This is a genomic window from Paenibacillus sp. E194 (assembly GCF_000935845.1).
In the GTDB taxonomy this organism is placed as follows: Bacteria; Bacillota; Bacilli; order Paenibacillales; family Paenibacillaceae; genus Paenibacillus_B; species Paenibacillus_B alvei_B.
On sequence record NZ_JMDX01000011.1, the window covers coordinates 19,253 to 37,606 of the forward strand.

General features: G+C 46.8%; 13 protein-coding genes and 1 pseudogene. 5 read left to right on the top strand and 9 right to left on the bottom strand.

Going from position 1 to position 18,354, the window contains the following annotated elements; genetic code table 11:
• The 6 genes from AZ66_RS02905 to AZ66_RS02930 form a co-directional block, all read right to left on the bottom strand.
• Entirely contained in the window at window positions 1–882 is an 882-nt protein-coding gene (locus tag AZ66_RS02905) for a carbohydrate ABC transporter permease (protein ID WP_044353512.1), read from the bottom strand.
• An 83-nt stretch (window positions 883–965) separates the two neighbouring features.
• On the bottom strand, window positions 966–2,309 hold the full coding sequence (locus tag AZ66_RS02910; RefSeq protein WP_044353513.1) for an extracellular solute-binding protein: 1,344 nt from the start codon (window positions 2,307–2,309) through the stop codon (window positions 966–968).
• Window positions 2,310–2,502: 193 nt separating this feature from the next.
• Window positions 2,503–4,020, bottom strand: coding sequence for a response regulator transcription factor (locus AZ66_RS02915; RefSeq protein ID WP_044353514.1), 1,518 nt, complete (start codon window positions 4,018–4,020; stop codon window positions 2,503–2,505).
• Between the two features lie 31 nt (window positions 4,021–4,051).
• Window positions 4,052–5,794, bottom strand: coding sequence for a cache domain-containing sensor histidine kinase (locus tag AZ66_RS02920; protein WP_052648356.1), 1,743 nt, complete (start codon window positions 5,792–5,794; stop codon window positions 4,052–4,054).
• 299 nt (window positions 5,795–6,093) lie between these two features.
• Window positions 6,094–9,420: a DUF5704 domain-containing protein gene (locus AZ66_RS02925; RefSeq protein ID WP_231586709.1), complete on the bottom strand. Its 3,327-nt coding sequence runs from the start codon at window positions 9,418–9,420 to the stop codon at window positions 6,094–6,096.
• A 378-nt stretch (window positions 9,421–9,798) separates the two neighbouring features.
• The gene (locus AZ66_RS02930) at window positions 9,799–11,022 is read right to left on the bottom strand and encodes an S-layer homology domain-containing protein (protein ID WP_044353515.1); all 1,224 of its coding nucleotides are present in this window, start codon (window positions 11,020–11,022) and stop codon (window positions 9,799–9,801) included.
• A gap of 470 nt (window positions 11,023–11,492) precedes the next feature.
• Between AZ66_RS02930 and AZ66_RS02935 the strand changes: the two genes are divergently transcribed.
• Window positions 11,493–12,044 carry a GNAT family N-acetyltransferase gene (locus AZ66_RS02935; protein WP_044353516.1) on the top strand — a complete coding sequence of 184 codons (552 nt, stop codon included), beginning with the start codon at window positions 11,493–11,495 and terminating at the stop codon, window positions 12,042–12,044.
• 187 nt (window positions 12,045–12,231) lie between these two features.
• Here the strand turns inward: AZ66_RS02935 and AZ66_RS02940 are convergent, their stop codons facing one another.
• The 3 genes from AZ66_RS02940 to AZ66_RS02950 all read right to left on the bottom strand — a co-directional run bounded on the left by AZ66_RS02940 (window position 12,232) and on the right by AZ66_RS02950 (window position 13,959).
• Entirely contained in the window at window positions 12,232–12,555 is a 324-nt protein-coding gene (locus tag AZ66_RS02940) for an antibiotic biosynthesis monooxygenase family protein (RefSeq protein ID WP_044353517.1), read from the bottom strand.
• A gap of 160 nt (window positions 12,556–12,715) precedes the next feature.
• A complete protein-coding gene (locus tag AZ66_RS02945; protein ID WP_044353518.1) occupies window positions 12,716–13,363 on the bottom strand; it encodes an NUDIX hydrolase in 648 nt (215 codons plus the stop codon).
• Between the two features lie 29 nt (window positions 13,364–13,392).
• Window positions 13,393–13,959: an AAA family ATPase gene (locus AZ66_RS02950; protein ID WP_231586710.1), complete on the bottom strand. Its 567-nt coding sequence runs from the start codon at window positions 13,957–13,959 to the stop codon at window positions 13,393–13,395.
• A gap of 280 nt (window positions 13,960–14,239) precedes the next feature.
• Here AZ66_RS02950 and AZ66_RS02955 point away from each other — a divergent pair.
• From AZ66_RS02955 to hemH, 4 genes and pseudogenes are all read left to right on the top strand, one after another.
• Window positions 14,240–15,333, top strand: a pseudogene (locus AZ66_RS02955) (FecCD family ABC transporter permease).
• Window positions 15,330–16,202, top strand: a complete 873-nt coding sequence (locus tag AZ66_RS02960) for a heme ABC transporter ATP-binding protein (protein ID WP_052648357.1) — start codon at window positions 15,330–15,332, stop codon at window positions 16,200–16,202. Before AZ66_RS02955 ends, AZ66_RS02960 begins: the two are co-directional and overlap by 4 nt.
• A complete protein-coding gene (locus AZ66_RS02965; protein WP_044353520.1) occupies window positions 16,199–17,224 on the top strand; it encodes an ABC transporter substrate-binding protein in 1,026 nt (341 codons plus the stop codon). Before AZ66_RS02960 ends, AZ66_RS02965 begins: the two co-directional genes overlap by 4 nt.
• Complete coding sequence (gene hemH / locus AZ66_RS02970) at window positions 17,224–18,225, top strand: ferrochelatase (RefSeq protein ID WP_052648358.1); 1,002 nt, start codon at window positions 17,224–17,226, stop codon at window positions 18,223–18,225. Before AZ66_RS02965 ends, hemH begins: the two co-directional genes overlap by 1 nt.
• Window positions 18,226–18,354 lie beyond the last annotated feature (129 nt).

Consider the following 18,354-nt stretch of genomic DNA (forward strand, 5'->3'; position numbering starts at 1 on the left):
TTAGAGCGCATCCTTCTTCCGATTCATCAGCAATTGACTGACTACAATCAGGATTAAGCTTAGAATGACAATAGATGTCGATACGGCACTCCCATACCCATATCGGAAAATATTGAACGTGTTATTGTACATATACGTGGCCAGAAGCTCGGTTGAGTGTGCCGGACCGCCGTGCGTCATGATAAAGATGAGATCGAATGCCTTCAAACTTCCCGAGATGCAAAGAATAACAGCCACCTTAATCATGCCCCAAATCATCGGCAGTGTAATGAGGGACAGCTTCTTCCACCCTTCAGCACCATCCAGCTTGGCCGCATCATTCACTTCGCTCGGAATATTTTGCAATGCTGCGATAAATAAGATTAGATACGGCCCGATATTGCTCCATATAATCGGCGGCCCAATCGACAGCATTGCCACCTTCGGATCGGATAGCCAGCCGAGCTTCCAAGAAGACAGTCCAAGCGAATCCAGAAGGAAGTTCAATATCCCGATCTGAGGATGATAGATATATCCCCATACTAAGCCTATTACGACCGAGGACAGCACCATCGGCATGAATACCGAAGCGCGGATGAACTTCTCGAACCAGCGATTGCGCACGAGCAGCAGCGCCAGCAGCAAGGCAATTGGCACTTGACCGAGTACAGAATAACCCACGATATACAGATTGTTGCGGAATGAGCCCCAGAAGATTGGATCGCTTAGAACTTCTATATAATTTTTCAAACCAATGAACTTCATATCGCCCATGCCTTTCCAGCTAAACAGGCCATAATACGATGACCAGATCACCGGAATGACGACGAACACCAAATAAATAAGAAGCGCGGGCAGCAAGCCAAGCATGATAAACATCCGCGCTCGCGATGCAGCGGTCATAGTCATCTATCCTTTTCTTTTGTTAGGCTGCATGATCCCAATACATAAGTAGGGTCAATAATGGCCTTACATCCAAACACAAACTACTCCTTCAACCCTTGTTCCTGCGCATCCTGAATCTTCTTCGCGATATCTTCCGCCTTCCCGCCGAGAAGCAGCTCCTGCAAGCCATTGTTGACGACCTCTGTTGCTCCAGACGTTAATTTCGCATCATAGACAGGTGTGCGCTTCACTTGATTCACGAGCTCATACAGCTTGGCGAACAATGCGTTCACTTTGCTCTTATCGAGATCTACCTTGAAGCTGACGAGCTGGTTCGCCTCTAATGTTGTCTTCTGAGCTTCCGGACCAGCCAGCGCCAAGATAAGTTCCTCTGCTACCTTCTTCTTATCGCCCTCTACTTTGCTGCTCAATGCAGGTCCAACCCCGATCGCGCCGGACACCGAGTTCGGATCTCCCTTACCCCCCGGAATGGAAGGCAGCACAGCTACGCCTGTAGCGTCTAGTATCTCTTGAGGCGCCGTTGCGACTAGGTTCGTTACCGCCCATCCGCCTTCAATGATCATCGCAGCCTTTCCCTGCGAATACAATTGTTCCATCTGTGTCGTATCGATTGCATTGAAGCCATCCTGGAATGCACCTAACGTAGCAAGCTCCTGCAAATGCTCGAGCGCCTTCACGAATTCAGGATCTGTGAACTTCGCTCCGTCTTGTGCAACCGCCTTGTTGAACCATTCTGTGCCCGTCACGCGATCTGCCAGCGAGCTGAGAATACTGGATTGTGCAAGCCATGGAGCCTTATTGCCGAGCGCGATTGGAATGATGCCTTTAGATTTAAGCGTTTTAACCGAGTTCAGCAGTTCATCCCAAGTCTTCGGTACAGTCAGACCATTATCCGCTAATATTTTCTCGTTGTAATACAAAATAGACGTTGGAGACAATCCCATTGGCGCACTGTATATTTTCCCGTCAAACGTGAAGTCATCGAAGGAGTTCGGCATGTAGCCGTCTTTCCAATCCTTATTCGCATCAAGCAATCCATCAAGCGGCTGAATCAAGCCTGCAGCTGAGAACTCTTTGGCAATCGTGCCAGGATGCATAATGAATACGTCCGGCATTTCATTTGCAGCGGCAACCGCTTTCAATCGTTGGCGGTACGCATCCGGTGGAATTGCTTGAATCTGCAAGTCTACATTCGTGTTATCCTTCTTGAACTGTTCAATAATCCCCCGCATCGCCTTGGCGCGCAAATCTTCCCCAGTGAAGTTATGCCATAGGGTAAGCTGAATCTTACTCTTCGGATCTACTTTGGCCCCTGAGCTCGAATCTGATGGGGATGTCGATCCACCTCCGCAGCCTGCCAGCACCAATGTAAGCGCCATCACAAGCATAACCATTTGGCTCCAACGCATTTTGTTTTTCAACATGTGCAGCCCTCCTCATGACTTCAGTTCATTTTTCACAAACGTATTTGCTCAACAGTACCATTGGCCCTCTATCCACGCTGTACACTATCTGTCGAAGTATTGCACTTTTATGATCTATATCTCTTAGGTATCACTATAAAAGAAAGACATTGGTAAAGCAGGTGATATTCTTCGGTGAAAGGGGAGACTTTTTTCAGTTGTCCTGACGATACTGAGAGGGGGACACTCCCATATGCTTTTTGAACAGCTTGCAAAAATACTTCACATCCTCGTAGCCACAATCGCTTGCTACCTGACTTATTTTCCGCTCCGATCCCGATAGCAGTTCCTTCGCAAGGCCCATTCGCTCCAATGTTACGAAGTCAATATAATTCATGCCGGCTTCCCGCTTGAACACCTCACTGAAATGATTCGGATTCACATGTACATATGCAGCCACCTGTTGTAATGAGAGACTCTCATGCAAATGTTCTCGAATATAGAACATCGCACGCTGAATATAGGAATTCGCGCGATTCCGATCATCGTATTGCTGATAGCGTTCCATGATGGCGCAGCAGGCGCGATACAATCCCGCTTCTACTTCCTGATTCGGCAGAAGACGATGGCGAAATTCACTGAGCGTACGTTCTCCGGGCACCATTCGCTCCAGCCAGCGGCAGGCTGACACCAATATAGACTGCAGATAGGCCAGCAGCGATTCAGGTGTTGTCTGTTCGTCTAAGACTTGCGCCTTCACAATCTCTTGAATCCAGTGTGCCAGCGTCGCCCGATTGCCTTGCGTTAATATCGTGGCGAGTTCATTCTCTTCCTCCCGTGTACATACCGTTCTACCGCCTGTTCGATGCTGAATGTCTTTATACTGGATGACCCTTCTATCGCTAACGATATGCGCATAGGCCAATGCTCGCTCGGCTTCCACGTAGGATTGCCGTATCTTCTCATAGTGAGGAACAATAGATCCGAATGCCGCGAAGATCGAGCATTTCAGAAGATTCTCACAATTGGCGAACGTCGTTGACAGCATTCTCGTCTGCTCATACTCCGTATTCTGCTTCCATAATAGAACCATGTGATAAGGACGAAGCGAGATATCACAATGCAATGCTTCGCCTATAATATTTGAAGCTGCAAACAGCAGCAGTTGTTCGTCCTTCCAACCAGATACAGTAAGGAAAATAACCTGATATGCTCTGCTCTCCTCCTTAAGCTCCAGCAACTCCAATACTTGTCCGCGCGCAAGTTGTTCTTCCGGCATTCCTTCCGTCAACAGCTGTTCCAGCAGCTGCTTCTTGAGCAGATGGACATTCAAATGTCCGATCCGATCGTGCTGCTGTCTTGCTTCCCATCTCTGCTTCGCCTTCAAGACCGCCTCCATGATCTCCTCTGGACGGCTCGTCTTCAAGATGTAATCCTGCGCTCCTACGCGCATCGCTTGCTGTGCATAGGCAAAGTCATCATACCCAGACAGCATGATTACCTCTGTTGCTGGATATTGATTTCTCACTAAGGACGCCAGCTCTAACCCACTCATCGCCCCCATTCGAATGTCCGTCATCACGATATGGGGCTGATCATTATGAATCTGCTGCCATGCCTCTTCTCCCGATGCAGCAGGCTGCAAAGCGGTGATCCCGATCGCAGACCAATCAATGACTTGATGAATGCCTGTACGAATAATAATCTCGTCATCCACGATTAGCAGCTTCATTGTCTTTCAACCTCCTTTGCGATTAAAGGAATTATAAAGGATACGGTCGTCCCCCACCTTCTACGCTATGAATCTGCAACCCAGATGCCTCCCCATAATGCAGCTTGAGCCTCTGATTCACATTGCGCAGTCCATAGCTGTGTTCTGGCTTGCGTGTCTGGTCTAGTGGAAGTTCAATCTGCTGAAGGAGTGCGTCCAACTGTTCCTGCGGCATCCCTTGTCCGGAATCTTCAACGGTGAAGTGTATATGATCATTTGCAGTGTGTTGTGCAATTACGGTAATCCGGCCTTTTGATCGCTTGCCAAGTATTCCATGAATGATTGCATTCTCGATCAGCGGCTGAAGAAGAAGCTTCAGCATCCACTGCGATTCAAGCTCAGGACTAATATGGAACGTGATGTCGAATTGATCCGGATATCGAATCTGCTGAATCGATGCATAGTGCTGCGCATGAAGCACCTCCTGCGTGACCTGACAGTACTCGCTCCCCTTATTCAAGCTGAAGCGCAAGAAATCGCTTAATGCCCCGACCATCTGCGCGATTGTGGCATCCTTGTTCATGAGCGCCATCCAATGGATGGATGCCAATGTGTTGTACAGGAAGTGAGGGTTGATCTGCGCCTGCAGCGCCTGCATATCGGCTTCTTTCTTCATAGATTCATGCCGCTTCACCTCTTCCATCAGCACATGGACACGTTCTCCAAGCTTGTTATAGCTATGCACGAGCATGCCAATTTCATCGGATGAGGTAATCGGGAGCGCAATGACATCCTCCTCGGGACGAAACCCCTTCAAGGAGACTGCCACCGTCTGCAGCGGCCTCGTTACCCGCATGATTAAGAACAGCACGATACCCGCGATGATAACCATCGCTAGTCCAATCGTAATGGCCGTCACCGTTACGACATATTGATTCTGCGCCTGATACTGCTCATATGGAATCACTGCCAGCAGACGCCAGTCTACATGCGGAACTGTCGTGTACACGATTGTTTTCTTGTCTTTCCCTTCCCCATAGGTGACAAATCCCTGTCCCTCTTGCATTCCTGCTACATCCCAGTTCGGAAGCAGTTCCGTCACGGACTGCGACAAACCATCCCGAATCGTACCTGAGAGAATTCGATTGTCCCGATCTACAAGCAGCAAGCTCTCTCCACTGCCTAGAGCCGGCTTCATCATAAAATCAGCAATCGCTGCTTCGCTTATGCTGATGGATAGCATCCCCTTAGGCTGATAAGTCGTAGTGCTCCCTATCGGCCGTACGAAGGAAATAACCTTCTCTGCTCCGTTCGTTGTCACGTTCGTGTAGAGAGAGCTCCACCATTTATCCTTTACCTGTTGTTGGATGTTCGTGTTCTTGTTGTCTGTGAAGAGTCCGTTGTTGAAAATCGTCGTGTTGGATAGCGTATGATTGCCGTTGTTTGGATAGATGGAGATATTGGAGATGTACGATTTGGAAAAAGCAAAGTTCGATAAGAATCCCATCAGTTTAATTTGCAGCCCGCTGCCCTGAGTCGTAGACGCGAGATAACGCTGGATGTCCTCCTGTGCAATCAGGAAAATGGACATATTCTCAACGTCCTGCACGATGAACTCCAGATTTGTCTTGATCTGATCCAGCAGCCCCAGACTGGACTGCTTTGTTCGTTCTTCGGCCTCCATCGCTGCAATGCTGTACAATACAAATCCCAGTGACAACAATGGCACAAGGATGGCACCTAGCAGCATAATCGATAACTTGCGCTTCAATGACTTGCCTAACCAACGCTGCATAATGAAGCATTCCTCCTAATATCGACATTTCAGTTAGGTAAAATTATACAAGGTATGGCAAACTAAAATATACCACAGCCGCTCTACTATACAATCCATCAATTTCCTGCAGATTAAATAGCCGAGAAGACAATCTTCGGGTACCGAAAAGAAAATAACCCGCAAGAGGAGCCCTCTATTTTGCAGAGCGTCCGTCTTACGGGGTCTTTGTCTTTCAACTAATTGTCGTTGAACGATGATTAGCGAGCTAGAGATGAAGTCAGTCACAACTCGTCGTGCATTCCAGAAACACCGCCGAATTAATGCGTTCCTGTTATTCCAAAATCATCTACCGAAGATTGATCCGCTCGGTAGAACATGACATCCCCATCCTTTAGTTGGAACGTAACGCCGTACGGATCTGTGAATTGCGGGTGGGAACCCTCCCGCTTCCATTGATTCGTGAGCGGTGCTTTTATGTATTGCAAATGCGGCTTGTCCTTCTGTCCATCCCGTACCGTCTCAATATCAAAGTTCACGATGAGGAACCCATCGCGCAGGAAGAATGGCGCCTTGTCGTTAAAGCTGAACTGTTTTGATAAATCAAAGCCCTTCGGCACGATATACAGCTTCGCGGGCAGATTGTATTCACCATACCACTGTTGAATCGACGAAAATGCACGTGCTTCCGAGACACCAGTTGGCACATTTGTCGGCCCCATAAATGTCCGGACATGGTACGGCAGGAAGAGATCACTGTAGCTGCCAATTGTCGTCGGCTTCTTCGCTGCCCTTGCCCATTCCTCGATGTAAGCTTGACGGCTTGTCGACATGCTGCTGGCGAACAGCTCATAGAAGGCACCCGCTGCATCCAAGATGCGCTGCTCTGGCACATTGCGAAGTCGCGCATTAAGCTCCATACTCCGTCTCACCTTGTCCTCTGCCGATCCAATTCGGATAAATTTCCGTTCATCAGTATGGTAGTAGACGTCTACTTCCTGCCGCTTCTGCCCCTTGCTGTCCGTGAAGTAGAAGGTAGGCTTAAGATGGATGCCATCTCCTGAGCCGAACATATTCCCCTTCGTCTTCAGGTCGAACTTGAACGCATATCCCGTCTTCACAGCTACATTTTTAAATGACGAATCTGGGTGGCTTCCTTTGCGGACAGGAAGCTCATAAGGAAAGGCATTGCCGCGCGCTTCTCCGTCAATCCCTTTGCTCCCCACCCAATAGGAGTTTCCAGTAGGCTCACTGCTTCCCTTCTGCTTGCGGAATACCGTCTCCCAATTGAAGTCCATAATGTCCGTCACGTGGAAATCGTACACCCTGCCAATGACCTCGACCGCGATTTCATGGGTCGCTACATGGTTCTCCCAATTCGTATTGGCTGTTGGCTGATGCGTGAAGGAATCCGGCGTATTTTCCGCAATCGTGCGGTATAAGACCGAATAATCCCCCTCATCGACCCAGACAGGCAGGAAGAATGTCGTATCTAATTGGTTAACCGGTATGTCCGTCCACGTGCGCTTCGGGATAAATTTGCTGCGATCTGCGGTATAGACATCGAATGGGAACCATACCTGCTTTATTCGGAAATATTTCGCATAATCACGGTCGCCGTATCCTGGATAATTCACATGCTGCCCGTTCGTAGGCATTCGGACGGTAAATGGCCGCTCCAGTATCAAGGCGGCACGATTATAGTTGGGTGTTGTCTTCTGGTTATGTTCACGATCGTCCGTAATCGAGGAATAATTCACAACAGGTGTATGTACGGTAACGGTATTGATGCCGTTGATTGAGAAATGCTTGTCACTGCCGCCATTTATGTTGCCGGGAACAAGATTGTAGTAGATCATGCCTGAGCTTGGGGTGTTGGCCGCATTGACGAGCTTGCTGCTAATAAGCATACCGCTCCGATAGAGAACATTTTGACCAATGATCGTAGGTGAAGGGATACTTACAGGTGTCGTTCCATGTTTCGTCGTCCAGCTATTGCTCATAATCGTTGTGCCGTTGAAGGTCACAAGATCATTTCGTACTTCTGGCTCTCCCGTTTGTGATTCGGCCCTGCTTTTGAGTTGTGATTCATCATTTGGCACGCTCGGCCTTGTATACATTCCTGGTACTGTTGCTGGTGTAAATGAAATTGTACCACTATCCTTCGGCTTGACGTGAGCCGATACATCCGTGTTGTGATTCGTTGAAAGAGAAGGGGCTGAGTACCCTGATGTCTGCAGCGTCACTGTCCCATTAGGCAGTGCGTAATTGTTCATGTTTGCTCGTTGAATTCCGTACACTTCGATGTTGTTGATCTTCCAATACGAATAGTCACGTTGGAAGGAAAAGCTGTAGGTCTTAGATTCTGTATCTCTCATCGTCAAATCCGGTTGCGGCGTACACACACGCTGCCCTCGATTGTTCGTCGTGCACACATCTGGTTGCTTCTGCTTCCACTCCAGCGCATAGGTAACCTCTACCTGGCACTGATAGTTCACTTTGCCTGACATTTTAGCAAACGTATGTTGGAATAGATACGGATTCGCAAACACATTGGCATATAAGTTCTCAGAGGTTGGAATCCCTCTGAGTACATCGAATTTCTCACTGCCACGGTTGTCTGCTTTGATCATTCCTGTTACAGCTGGATTCATCTTATTTCCGGTTACTGTGCTTCCCGATGAAGGAGCCGCAATCGTATACTTGCATTGCCCTGTCCCTCCACCAGGGTTCCCTCCGCTGTTATCGTCGGTACAGGAGTTCCCCGTTCCCACGGTCATAGAGAAATCTGCCTTTTCATCTAACGCTTGAGTGGAGTCAGCAAAATGAGCAGTCATGGTTGATGTTCCAGTAGATGCCACAGCTGTAACCAGACCTGAATTGTTGATGGTCATCACACTAGCATTTGAGCTTGTCCACGTTAGTTTTGCATGGTTTTTCAGCTCCCAAGTGGTGCCATCAACTTTCGTTAATTTGGCAACCAATTGTGTAGTCCCACCAGGGTCAACACATTTGTTCCCCGTAATCTCTAGTCCCGATGTTCCATCGGCATATGTAGCGATAAGTAATTTGTCTTTGTATCGGAATGTAACTGAGTTGAAGTCAACAAAGAATTTAGAGAAGTACCAGACCTGCTTGGCCCCTGGATTTGCCCAGTATTTATTGTAGGTATCGTTATTGAAGGTTTGCTCGAAAAAGATTGTGATTTGGTCTAAATCTAATAGCCTAGCTACCTTGCCCCCTACTGTACTAGGATCAGTTTTACCAGTGGATCCATGTACATCATATATATTAGTAGTTCTATCTATGTTAACGTTTGAAGCAGTAACATCTTTCAGTTCTTTAGAAATTGCAGATGTTTTTATCCAATCTCCAAGCATCGGATCATTAGATTCGTTAATCTTGAATGGCTGATTTCGCGGAATATCCGCTTCTAAATATGGATCCGTACAACCAGGATACCTTGGCAATAGATGACCATTTATATTTTCTTTTGGAACATTAGCATCACACCCTCTGCTATCTGCAACACTAACTCGACCAGCACCAGCACGCCAATGCTTACCATCCCAGTTACCAGGATCATTGATAGACCAACGATCCCAATAATATACACCACCGAAGTTAGTATTTCTTTCAGATGTCACCTTCAATCGAGTCCCTTGCAAGGTATCTTTTAATCCATCTGTACTTTCATATTTTGATTTACCTGGTGTAAAACCATTTACAGTTCTAAGAACAAGCTTTGTTTCTTTATCAATCCACTCTAGTTTTTTTAAAACTTTTCCAGGCTTCGAAGGCACAATAATTGGATTTGTTTCAAGAGATGATTTAGACGAGAACAAATATCCTTTAAAATCATACTCATCAGCGGAGGCATTGAAAGAGAATAAGATTTCCTCGGTTACTTCCCCAGCAGCAAAAATACGAGTGTAATCAAGTAATGATATAGATAAGTTAAGAAAAAGTGTGAATAGAACTGTTATTGATGTTATTTTGACATTCCACTTCAAACCATCACACCTCTACTTCAAACAAAGTGATGTTGACAAATTACTAGAATATAATGGAGCATTAAAAGGGATAGTTTCAGCCATGATAAATAATTTTCCATTTGTTTTGAAGTTATCTTTTGGTATTACTAAACCATACACATTCTTGTTTAGATCGAGTGATTTAATGGCAATGGACTGATTGATAATTTTAAATTCACCAGTATACCCTACTATTGAGAGAGATAAACGATTAACAGGATATGCCTTTGGTTTCTTATTAACTACTAACTGTGAGTCAATAAGAACTACATAAACCTTCATTTCATCGGTCATTTTAATCTGCTTACCTGCTAAATCTAAGACCAGCTTATCTTTATTAGGCAGTAGTTTTCGATTTGGATCCTTTGGATCGTTCCAGTCAATTGCTGTAAGACTATTAACTTGACCGACCACTGAATTATTGGGGGCTGCCACGGTTAGACTCTTTGTTTTCCAAGAATAAATACCGAAGTTCCCTTTCGTATACTTTTCATTCTCCGGAGAATTAAAAATCTCTTCAGCGACCGTGAAAATATTCGTTTTGTGCCAGTACATCTCGGCTGCCGCGACAGCATATTTATCGACGGCTAAATTGTCGCCTTTCTTTGCGGACAGCAATCGTTCAATAACGGTAATCGCTTGTGCTCGCGTTGTGCTCCCCTTAGGTGTTAATTCTCCCGGCGCCGTACCGGACATAATGCCATTTTTCGTTGCGAGGTACATCCACTGCTTATCCTCTACTTGTCCTATGCCCAATGCTCTCACTGCCATCTTCGACATTTCTTCACGCGTCAACGTTTGGGTCCAATTCGTATCTTCCAAGTCACCAGCCTTATATATCCCCGCTGCTTCAGCTGCATGTACATAGGACTCATACCATTTCCCATTCGATTCACGTACTTCAAGTCCCAGAGCAGAGATGGTCATCTTTACGAATTCCGCACGAGATACATTCTTATTAGGAAGAAAATTGCCATCGGGATAACCTTCCACATATCCCTTATTGATCGCTTGCATAATACTGTGTTCTGCCCAGTGTCCGGAAATGTCCAAAACCTTCGACGTTGTTGCACGATTTGAACTATTATCATTACCGCTTGAGGTGATATTGGGTTTGTCTACTTGTGGAGATGCATTCACTGTGACGGGATTTATGGAAGCTTGCGCGGTTAAAAGCAATAAGGCTGCCGTTCCTATTAACAATGACTTTTTCATGTTATCCTCCTAATTCATAATTTCAATTTCCATTTCTCGTGTTCCTCATGTAAATACTCGTATCTCTTTTATGCAGCCTCCTTCACTCCGATAATAGTGAAACGGTTCGCACCGAATAGGATCATCACCCTAATATTTGATATCAGACACAAGTCCTGATTTTATAGGGTAATTATACCAAATTATCTTGATTTTCGGAACAATTCGACGGGAATAGAGGAAATATTTTACCCATCCACGTATAAAAGTGGATAGACAAAGGAAATCAAAATAAAAAAACGTGGAAGTTGTTGCTTGCTTAAGAAGCCCTTACGAAAGTACAAAAGTTACTTCTCTTAAACTTAGGACAATTATCCTTTCGATTGCTTATATCATGGAATTTTGAAATAATTGTTATTAAGTGAAAGGGTGCAGTTTTATAAAAAGGGTATGTAAAATAATCTAATGTTAATAGAGAGTAGGAAAATTTAATGAAACAAGAATTTCCGATAATTGAAACGGAAAGATTAATTTTAAGAGAAGTAGCAACAGAGGATGCTAATGATATGTTTACCTATTTATCTGATAAAGATGTTGTGAAACATATGGGGCTAGCACCTTTCCAAACCGTTACAGATGTTTGTGATGAAATTAATTGGTATAACTCTATTATCGAAGAAGGCACTGGCATTAGATGGGGAATTACATTAAAAAATTTTGGGAAGATTATAGGAAGTTGTGGCTTTCTTAATAGGGTTACCAAGCATCATCGAGCTGAAGTTGGATTTGAATTAAGCAAAGATTACTGGGGGAAAGGAATAGCTAGTGAAGCATTAGAAGCAGTTATTAAATTTGGGTACCATCACTATCAGTTGGAAAGAATTGAGGCTTTAATAGAACCTGCAAATCTCCCGTCACAAAAATTGGTAGAGAAGCAAGGGTTTATAAGAGAGGGGTTGCTAAGACATTATGAATATACTTGTGGTAAATTTGATGATTTATATATGTACTCAATCTTAAAAGGAGACCTCAATCTTTTGTAAGGAATGTATTTAACAAATACCAGCTAATATGAGTAATATGATTATTCTAGAAAAGGGTGCTTTAATGGAATAAAAAGGAGAAAGCATACTATATATGTCTAATATGTTTTCTCCTTTATTTTTTATGGATTTTTATAAGTTAGGTCTTGAAAACTACTAGGCTGCCCTCATTAACTATGATTAATCGTTATGCTTTCACAAAAGTCTTGATGCCCTTAACTTCGTACACAGCGTGTTGCGATCCCAGAATATGCTCTGGCTTCGGCTTGCCGCGGCTCTGTCTGTGGCCTTCAATATGTGCCTCGCTTGTCTCCCATTTCTTCCACGCTTCTTCAGATTCCCAGCGAATGAGAATGACGACTTCTTCATCTCCTCTGCTGACCTTCTTGACGCAAATGCTCAAGTCAATAAAGCCCTCGGATTTCTCAATGACTCCCTCTCCGCTGAACCTGTCGACCACGAGCTGTGAAGTCCCTTCCTTCACTTGGATGGTTTTCGTTTCGATAAACATATCTCTATCTCCCTTCATCGCATGATGCATTCTATAGAATGATCTTCGTCCATACCCTTGAAAAAGTCTCCATTCTCCCTATATTACAAAAAGAGTGCACATGAAATCCATGGAATATTTCCTGATCAGAAATGGAGATTCGAGCTATTTTCGTCTAATCCTACTGATTAACTTCTTGATTGGCTAGGCTTGCAATTTGTTCGAGTACATACTCATAATAGTTTGCTCTGGAAGGGACAAAGTCCTGTATCGTTAATTCTACCTTGATCCCACTCTCTCCGCTCGACGGTACGAATTCCTCGCCAGTTATTTGCTGTGCCTCACCTGCAATCAGCTTGCGGAATTGTTCTGCTTCCAGCATGACTATGGATACCACTTCATCTCCCTGCAATCGAAAATCGGTAATATCTCCTGTATATTCATGAAGGAACACATGACAAAATTCATTATCTATTAACTGTTCCTGTTCAATACTGCTTGGTATAACACCACTGTACGTAAGCTGGGCGAACTCAATCTCGAGTCCTAGCTCCTCTCTTAACTCCCGAATGCCGTCCATTGGCGATTCCCCTGCTTCTAGATGACCAGCAGCAGTAATGTCCAGAAGACCCGCATAATCTAGCTTCTGAGGATGCCGGCGTTGGAACAGCAAGATTGGTTCTCCGTTCTCGACCTTCCATAACCAGCAATGAAACGTTTGATGCCATATCCCCTTGGCATGCACTTCATCCCGTGACCTGATACCGGTGTACTCCATTTCGCTTGTAAAGGTATCGACGTATTCTTTTGCAACTTTGTGGGCAACCATTCATGGATCCTCCTGTTATCTATAGTCTGCTATCTATTATCTATTTTCGCTTCTGTCCACGCTCTGCGCATGATTTCATCGACGGTGTCTTCCGGTGTCATGTCTGAGCTGTCCAGCCACATGCCGATTCGAGGCGTGCCCTGACGAAGACCATCGTCTAAATCCTGAACAGTCCATAGCCCATACCCTTGCTTGCCTCGCGACGCTTCACGTTCCGCCACAATATCAGGCCGTGGGCAGAGTACAACGAGGTAGAGAGGACGAGTCTGAAAATTCTGAATGAACGTCTGCAGGATATCACCGATTACAACATCTTGGATCACTGTCGTAAATCCGGCTTCCACATATGCATCCGCAGTTCCTGCAGCCAGGCGATAACGAAGGTTCAACTGCTTCATCGCTTCCTCTGGAGCATTGGGTGACATTTCCTCGCGACCATTGACGATCATGCGACGGAATACGTCACCACGCACATGAACACCTTTTGCAAAGCGTTCCGCCAACAATTGTGCGATGGTGGATTTGCCTGACGCCATAATACCCGTAATTACGATTAGGCTCGGTGTATGGGGATCACAGATCTCAACGTTCATCATTCATCCTCCTAACCATTTTTCTTGATGTTGCATCTTCCTATATTCATTCAATGTACCATATCCAACCATGAAAAAGCAGGCTTTCTAAAACAGAGCACTGCAAGTCCTCCATTCCTGATAGACCTGAGGGATAATTTTTGATGAAACGCTCCCATTCGATAAATTGGCCTGCATTTCGGATTGACGACGATCACAGTCTACGCTATATTAATAAATGTTTACTTAGTGCAACTTATTTATATTTAGCTAACATTTTTGCAACAAGGAAAGGAGGTCATCCATGAACACCACGAATGAACTGAAATACAAAGGGCGAGATTCCCGATTTCGTCCCCGGCAGGCCTCCCAACTTTTCCGGATTTCAGTTCTAGCAGCCACAGGATTGGCAGTTCTGCTGTTATCCATACTCATCGGCAGTTCGGTCGGACCTGTGTCTATACCGTTGAAAGAGACGTTCGCAGCCATGCTTCATGCAACAGGCTGGCTGGAGCACTTTCAGATTGCAGAGCGGAATCTTACCATCATTCTGGATATCCGTCTGCCTCGTGTCATCGTAGGTGCATTAGTCGGAGCTGGCTTGTCCATCGCGGGCGCAGCGATGCAGGGAGTGTTCCGCAATCCACTCGTCGAGCCCGGATATTTGGGAGTATCGTCAGGCGCAGCCGCTGGAGCTGTCTTGTGCATCGCCTTAGGGCTTGTTCGTCATTCGGCATTCGCCTTCCCTTGTCTGCCTTCGCAGGTGCACTTGTATCCGCTGTACTCATCCTGGTCATATGGCGGGCTAGTGGGAAACCGAATGTAACCACTCTACTGTTGCTCGGAATTGGCATGAACGCGCTTCTGTCGGCGGTCATTAACGTGATCATCGCCAGCGCGCCACATGAACAGCAGCTGCGCAGTATCGTGTTCTGGCTGCAGGGTGGACTAGAAGCGCGAACATGGGAGCATGTACATATTATCGCTCTGCCGATTCTTATCGGAGGCGTTCTGTTGGCGTTATTTAGCCGTTCATTGAATTTGCTGCTGCTCGGTGACGAGCATGCACAAGCTTCCGGTGTCCCTGTGCAAATCACCCGCTATACGATTTTACTGCTCGCTTCATTCTTGACCGGCACAGCCGTGTCGGTAAGCGGAATTATCGGTTTTGTCGGCTTGGTTATTCCGCATCTCGTTCGCCTAATTGTCGGCTCGGACCATCGCCTGCTGCTGCCGTTCAGCGCACTATTCGGGGCATCGTTCCTCGTTCTGGCTGATTTAGCCTCGCGCATGGTGCTGCAGCCGATCACACTGCAGGTCGGCGTCGTCTGCGCTTGCATCGGAGCTCCACTGTTCATGATGATGCTGCTGCGCAAACGGAAGGAGGGTTCGACATGAAGACAAGTCGCAAGACATCATTGGGCATTCCTGGAATGCTTGAAGCCAAGCAATTGACCTATTCGATTGATGGGCGAACAATCATCGACAATCTGTCCATGAAGCTGCAGTCAGGTTCCTTCCTTGGCATTATTGGACCGAACGGCAGCGGAAAATCTACATTGCTTCGCATGCTTTGTGGACTTCTGAAGCCCACTCAAGGCTCCCTGACACTTGAAGGAAAGCCCTTCAAGGCATTCTCCACGAAGGAACGAGCGCAAATGATCGGCTATGTACCGCAGGATTGCTCGCTTGATGCAGACTTCACGATTGAGCAAATCGTCGCGATGGGACGCCACCCTTATAGCCGCTTGTTCGGCGGATTAACAAGTTCAGATGCACAGCAGGTCGAACGGGCGATGGAGCAATGCGGCGTCGATCACCTGCGCGAGCGCTACATTCATGCCTGTTCAGGCGGACAACGCCAGCTTGCATTCATCGCTAAGGCACTTGCACAGGAGCCGCAAATTCTCCTGCTGGATGAGCCTATCTCCGCACTCGACATTCGTCACCAGCTTCGCACGCTTGCGCTACTTCGCCAGCTCGCTGACGAAGGATATGCTGTGGTCGCTTCACTGCATGACCTGTCGCTAGCTTCTCGTTACTGCGATCGTCTTCTGCTTCTGCATGACGGGCGCATCGAAGCATTCGGCGAACCGGAAGATGTGCTCTCAGCAGATGCACTTTATGATGTGTATGGCGTTCATGCCGTCATTCGCCAAGAACCAGGAACGGAAGGCCTGTCAGTCATTACATTTGAACATGAAGCAGAAGAGCAGAAATGGTATACCCATTACGAAAAAGAACATCTTGGAGGAATTACACAATGAGAAACGTACAAACTCGGCGAAAATCCACTTTTCGCATGCTCTGTATGAGCCTGATCACACTTGTTGCCGCTGTCGGGTTGACAGCCTGCACCAGCAATTCACAATCCGATAGCGAGAAATCGTCCAGCACCATTTCAACCACGACCAGTTCTAAAGCCGCTGCATCCTCTGACAATGGGAAGATAGAGGCTGCACCGAAGGTTGCTGCGGTTTCTCTCGACACTGCAGATGCCGTACTTGAAATCGTTCCTCCGGAGCATGTCGTTGCCGTGCCGAAGAGCATGGCAAATCCTTATTTGGCTGTCAACGAGGAGAAGGGCAAGCAGGTGTCCGGTCAAGTCGGCGGTGCGACTGGATTGGATCCCGAAGGAATTTTGGCATTTCATCCAGACGTTGTCCTCATCACGAAAATCCATAATAGCGAAAACGATGCCGAGCAATTGCTCAGCCAAGCAGGCGTCAAGGTTGTCACGTTCGATCAATGGGGAACATTCGAGCAATTGATTGCGAACTTCCGCGCAATTGGTGAGGCTGTTGGAGCTGTCGATAAGGCAGAGGAAGTTGCCAAGGAAATTCAGGGCAAGCTGGACGATGCCGCTAAGCGAACTGCATCACTTGCAAGCAAGCCGTCCGTTCTCGTACTGTCGCCTGTCGGCCCGAATACTGGCCCTTACATCATGGGGCCAGGGAACATTTCTTACGATATGATCCGTCTCTCTGGAGCTAAGCCCGCTGCCGAAGCACTCGGGATTAAGAAATCGACAAAAGCATCAATTGAGGATGTCATTAACATGAATCCGGACTATATCGTGCTTGGAGATTGGGACGGTACGGGAGATGAATGGCTGAAGGATTTGAAATCTCAAGCGGCGTGGAACACACTGGACGCGGTCAAAAATAACCGTATTACGACGATGAAGGCGAAGGAACTGCTTGCGCCGAACCGTTATACGGTAGATGGAATGCTGGAAATGTCGGCATGGCTTCACCCGGATTTATGGAAAGGAGACGCAGCGAATTAATGAGCGAATTCCTAGCAAACGGGTTTACACAGCCCACACGGCTTCCGCAAGAAATATCGATGGACACGCCGCGCCGTGCCATCCTTCTTGCTTCCTACAGCGCTTGTGCCAGCATTGATGATGTGCCTGCCATGTACCATCATATTTTGCGCGGACACGGCTCTGCTTCGGAGGCCATCGTGCAAGGCGTTATTCGGTACAGCGATACGGGCACATGCGACCCGCTTTACTCGGTAACGAAACGGCAGGCCGAAGCAATTACACGGTTGGTAGAGGCAAAGATCGGTGAAGTGGTTCCTGTCTACATCGGCTGCAAGCATTCGCATCCGTTTGTAGCCGATGCCATTCAGCAAGCGATCAGAGACGGCATCACGGAGCTCGCCGTGCTGCATGCTACGCCTTTCTTCACAGCCTCGGGAACAGGAAGTTATGTTCAAGATGCCAAGAAGGCGATCGCTGCAGCCAACAGCGATATGAAATTGACGGTCATTTCTGAGTGGCAAGCACACCCTGACTTCATTCAGCTAATGGCGCGCAGATTGCGAGATGCTTACGTCTGGATGCCTTCCTCGATGCTGCCGAAGACACGGGTCATCTTTACGGTGCACAGCAAGCCTGGTCTTCCCTCTGCGCATGATGACTTTATTGCGTCATACAAGCATGTTGCCGGATTGATCGCGGAGCAGGCCAATATCGGGAAATGGGATATTTCTTATCGCAGCGGCATGCCTGCACCACAGCGCTGGCTTGGACCCGATATTAATGAGGTTATTCTAGGCGCAGCTTCCGATAAGGAAGAAGCTGTCGTCATTTGCGAACTGACCTCGCTTACCGAAAATATTGAGGTCTATTACGACATTGGCCAAGAAGCCAAGCAAACGGCAGAACAGTGCGGGATGCAGTTCGTTTGTACTGAATATCCGAATGATGCCTATGATTTTATGGACTTTTTATCCAACATCGCAGCTGCTCATTTTGAGCTGAAGGCCGCACATTCCTGAAGCACGAAGCATGTTCTCAGTGGGATTGTCTCTTCCACCTCTCATTGAGTCACTATCCCTTTCAGTCAGGAGAACATGCATGTAATACTGTGAAGCCAACAATTGTACGGTGAGGTTGCAGGAGCGGAA

Bases quoted from the DNA above. Each gene is read 5' to 3' on its own strand.
- AZ66_RS02905 (WP_044353512.1), bottom strand. From the start codon at position 882: ATGACCGCTGCATCGCGAGCGCGGATGTTTATCATGCTTGGCTTGCTG.
- AZ66_RS02910 (WP_044353513.1), bottom strand. From the start codon at position 2,309: ATGTTGAAAAACAAAATGCGTTGGAGCCAAATGGTTATGCTTGTGATG.
- AZ66_RS02915 (WP_044353514.1), bottom strand. From the start codon at position 4,020: ATGAAGCTGCTAATCGTGGATGACGAGATTATTATTCGTACAGGCATT.
- AZ66_RS02920 (WP_052648356.1), bottom strand. From the start codon at position 5,794: ATGCAGCGTTGGTTAGGCAAGTCATTGAAGCGCAAGTTATCGATTATG.
- AZ66_RS02930 (WP_044353515.1), bottom strand. From the start codon at position 11,022: ATGAAAAAGTCATTGTTAATAGGAACGGCAGCCTTATTGCTTTTAACC.
- AZ66_RS02935 (WP_044353516.1), top strand. From the start codon at position 11,493: ATGAAACAAGAATTTCCGATAATTGAAACGGAAAGATTAATTTTAAGA.
- AZ66_RS02940 (WP_044353517.1), bottom strand. From the start codon at position 12,555: ATGTTTATCGAAACGAAAACCATCCAAGTGAAGGAAGGGACTTCACAG.
- AZ66_RS02945 (WP_044353518.1), bottom strand. From the start codon at position 13,363: ATGGTTGCCCACAAAGTTGCAAAAGAATACGTCGATACCTTTACAAGC.
- AZ66_RS02950 (WP_231586710.1), bottom strand. From the start codon at position 13,959: ATGATGAACGTTGAGATCTGTGATCCCCATACACCGAGCCTAATCGTA.
- AZ66_RS02960 (WP_052648357.1), top strand. From the start codon at position 15,330: ATGAAGACAAGTCGCAAGACATCATTGGGCATTCCTGGAATGCTTGAA.
- AZ66_RS02965 (WP_044353520.1), top strand. From the start codon at position 16,199: ATGAGAAACGTACAAACTCGGCGAAAATCCACTTTTCGCATGCTCTGT.
- hemH (WP_052648358.1), top strand. From the start codon at position 17,224: ATGAGCGAATTCCTAGCAAACGGGTTTACACAGCCCACACGGCTTCCG.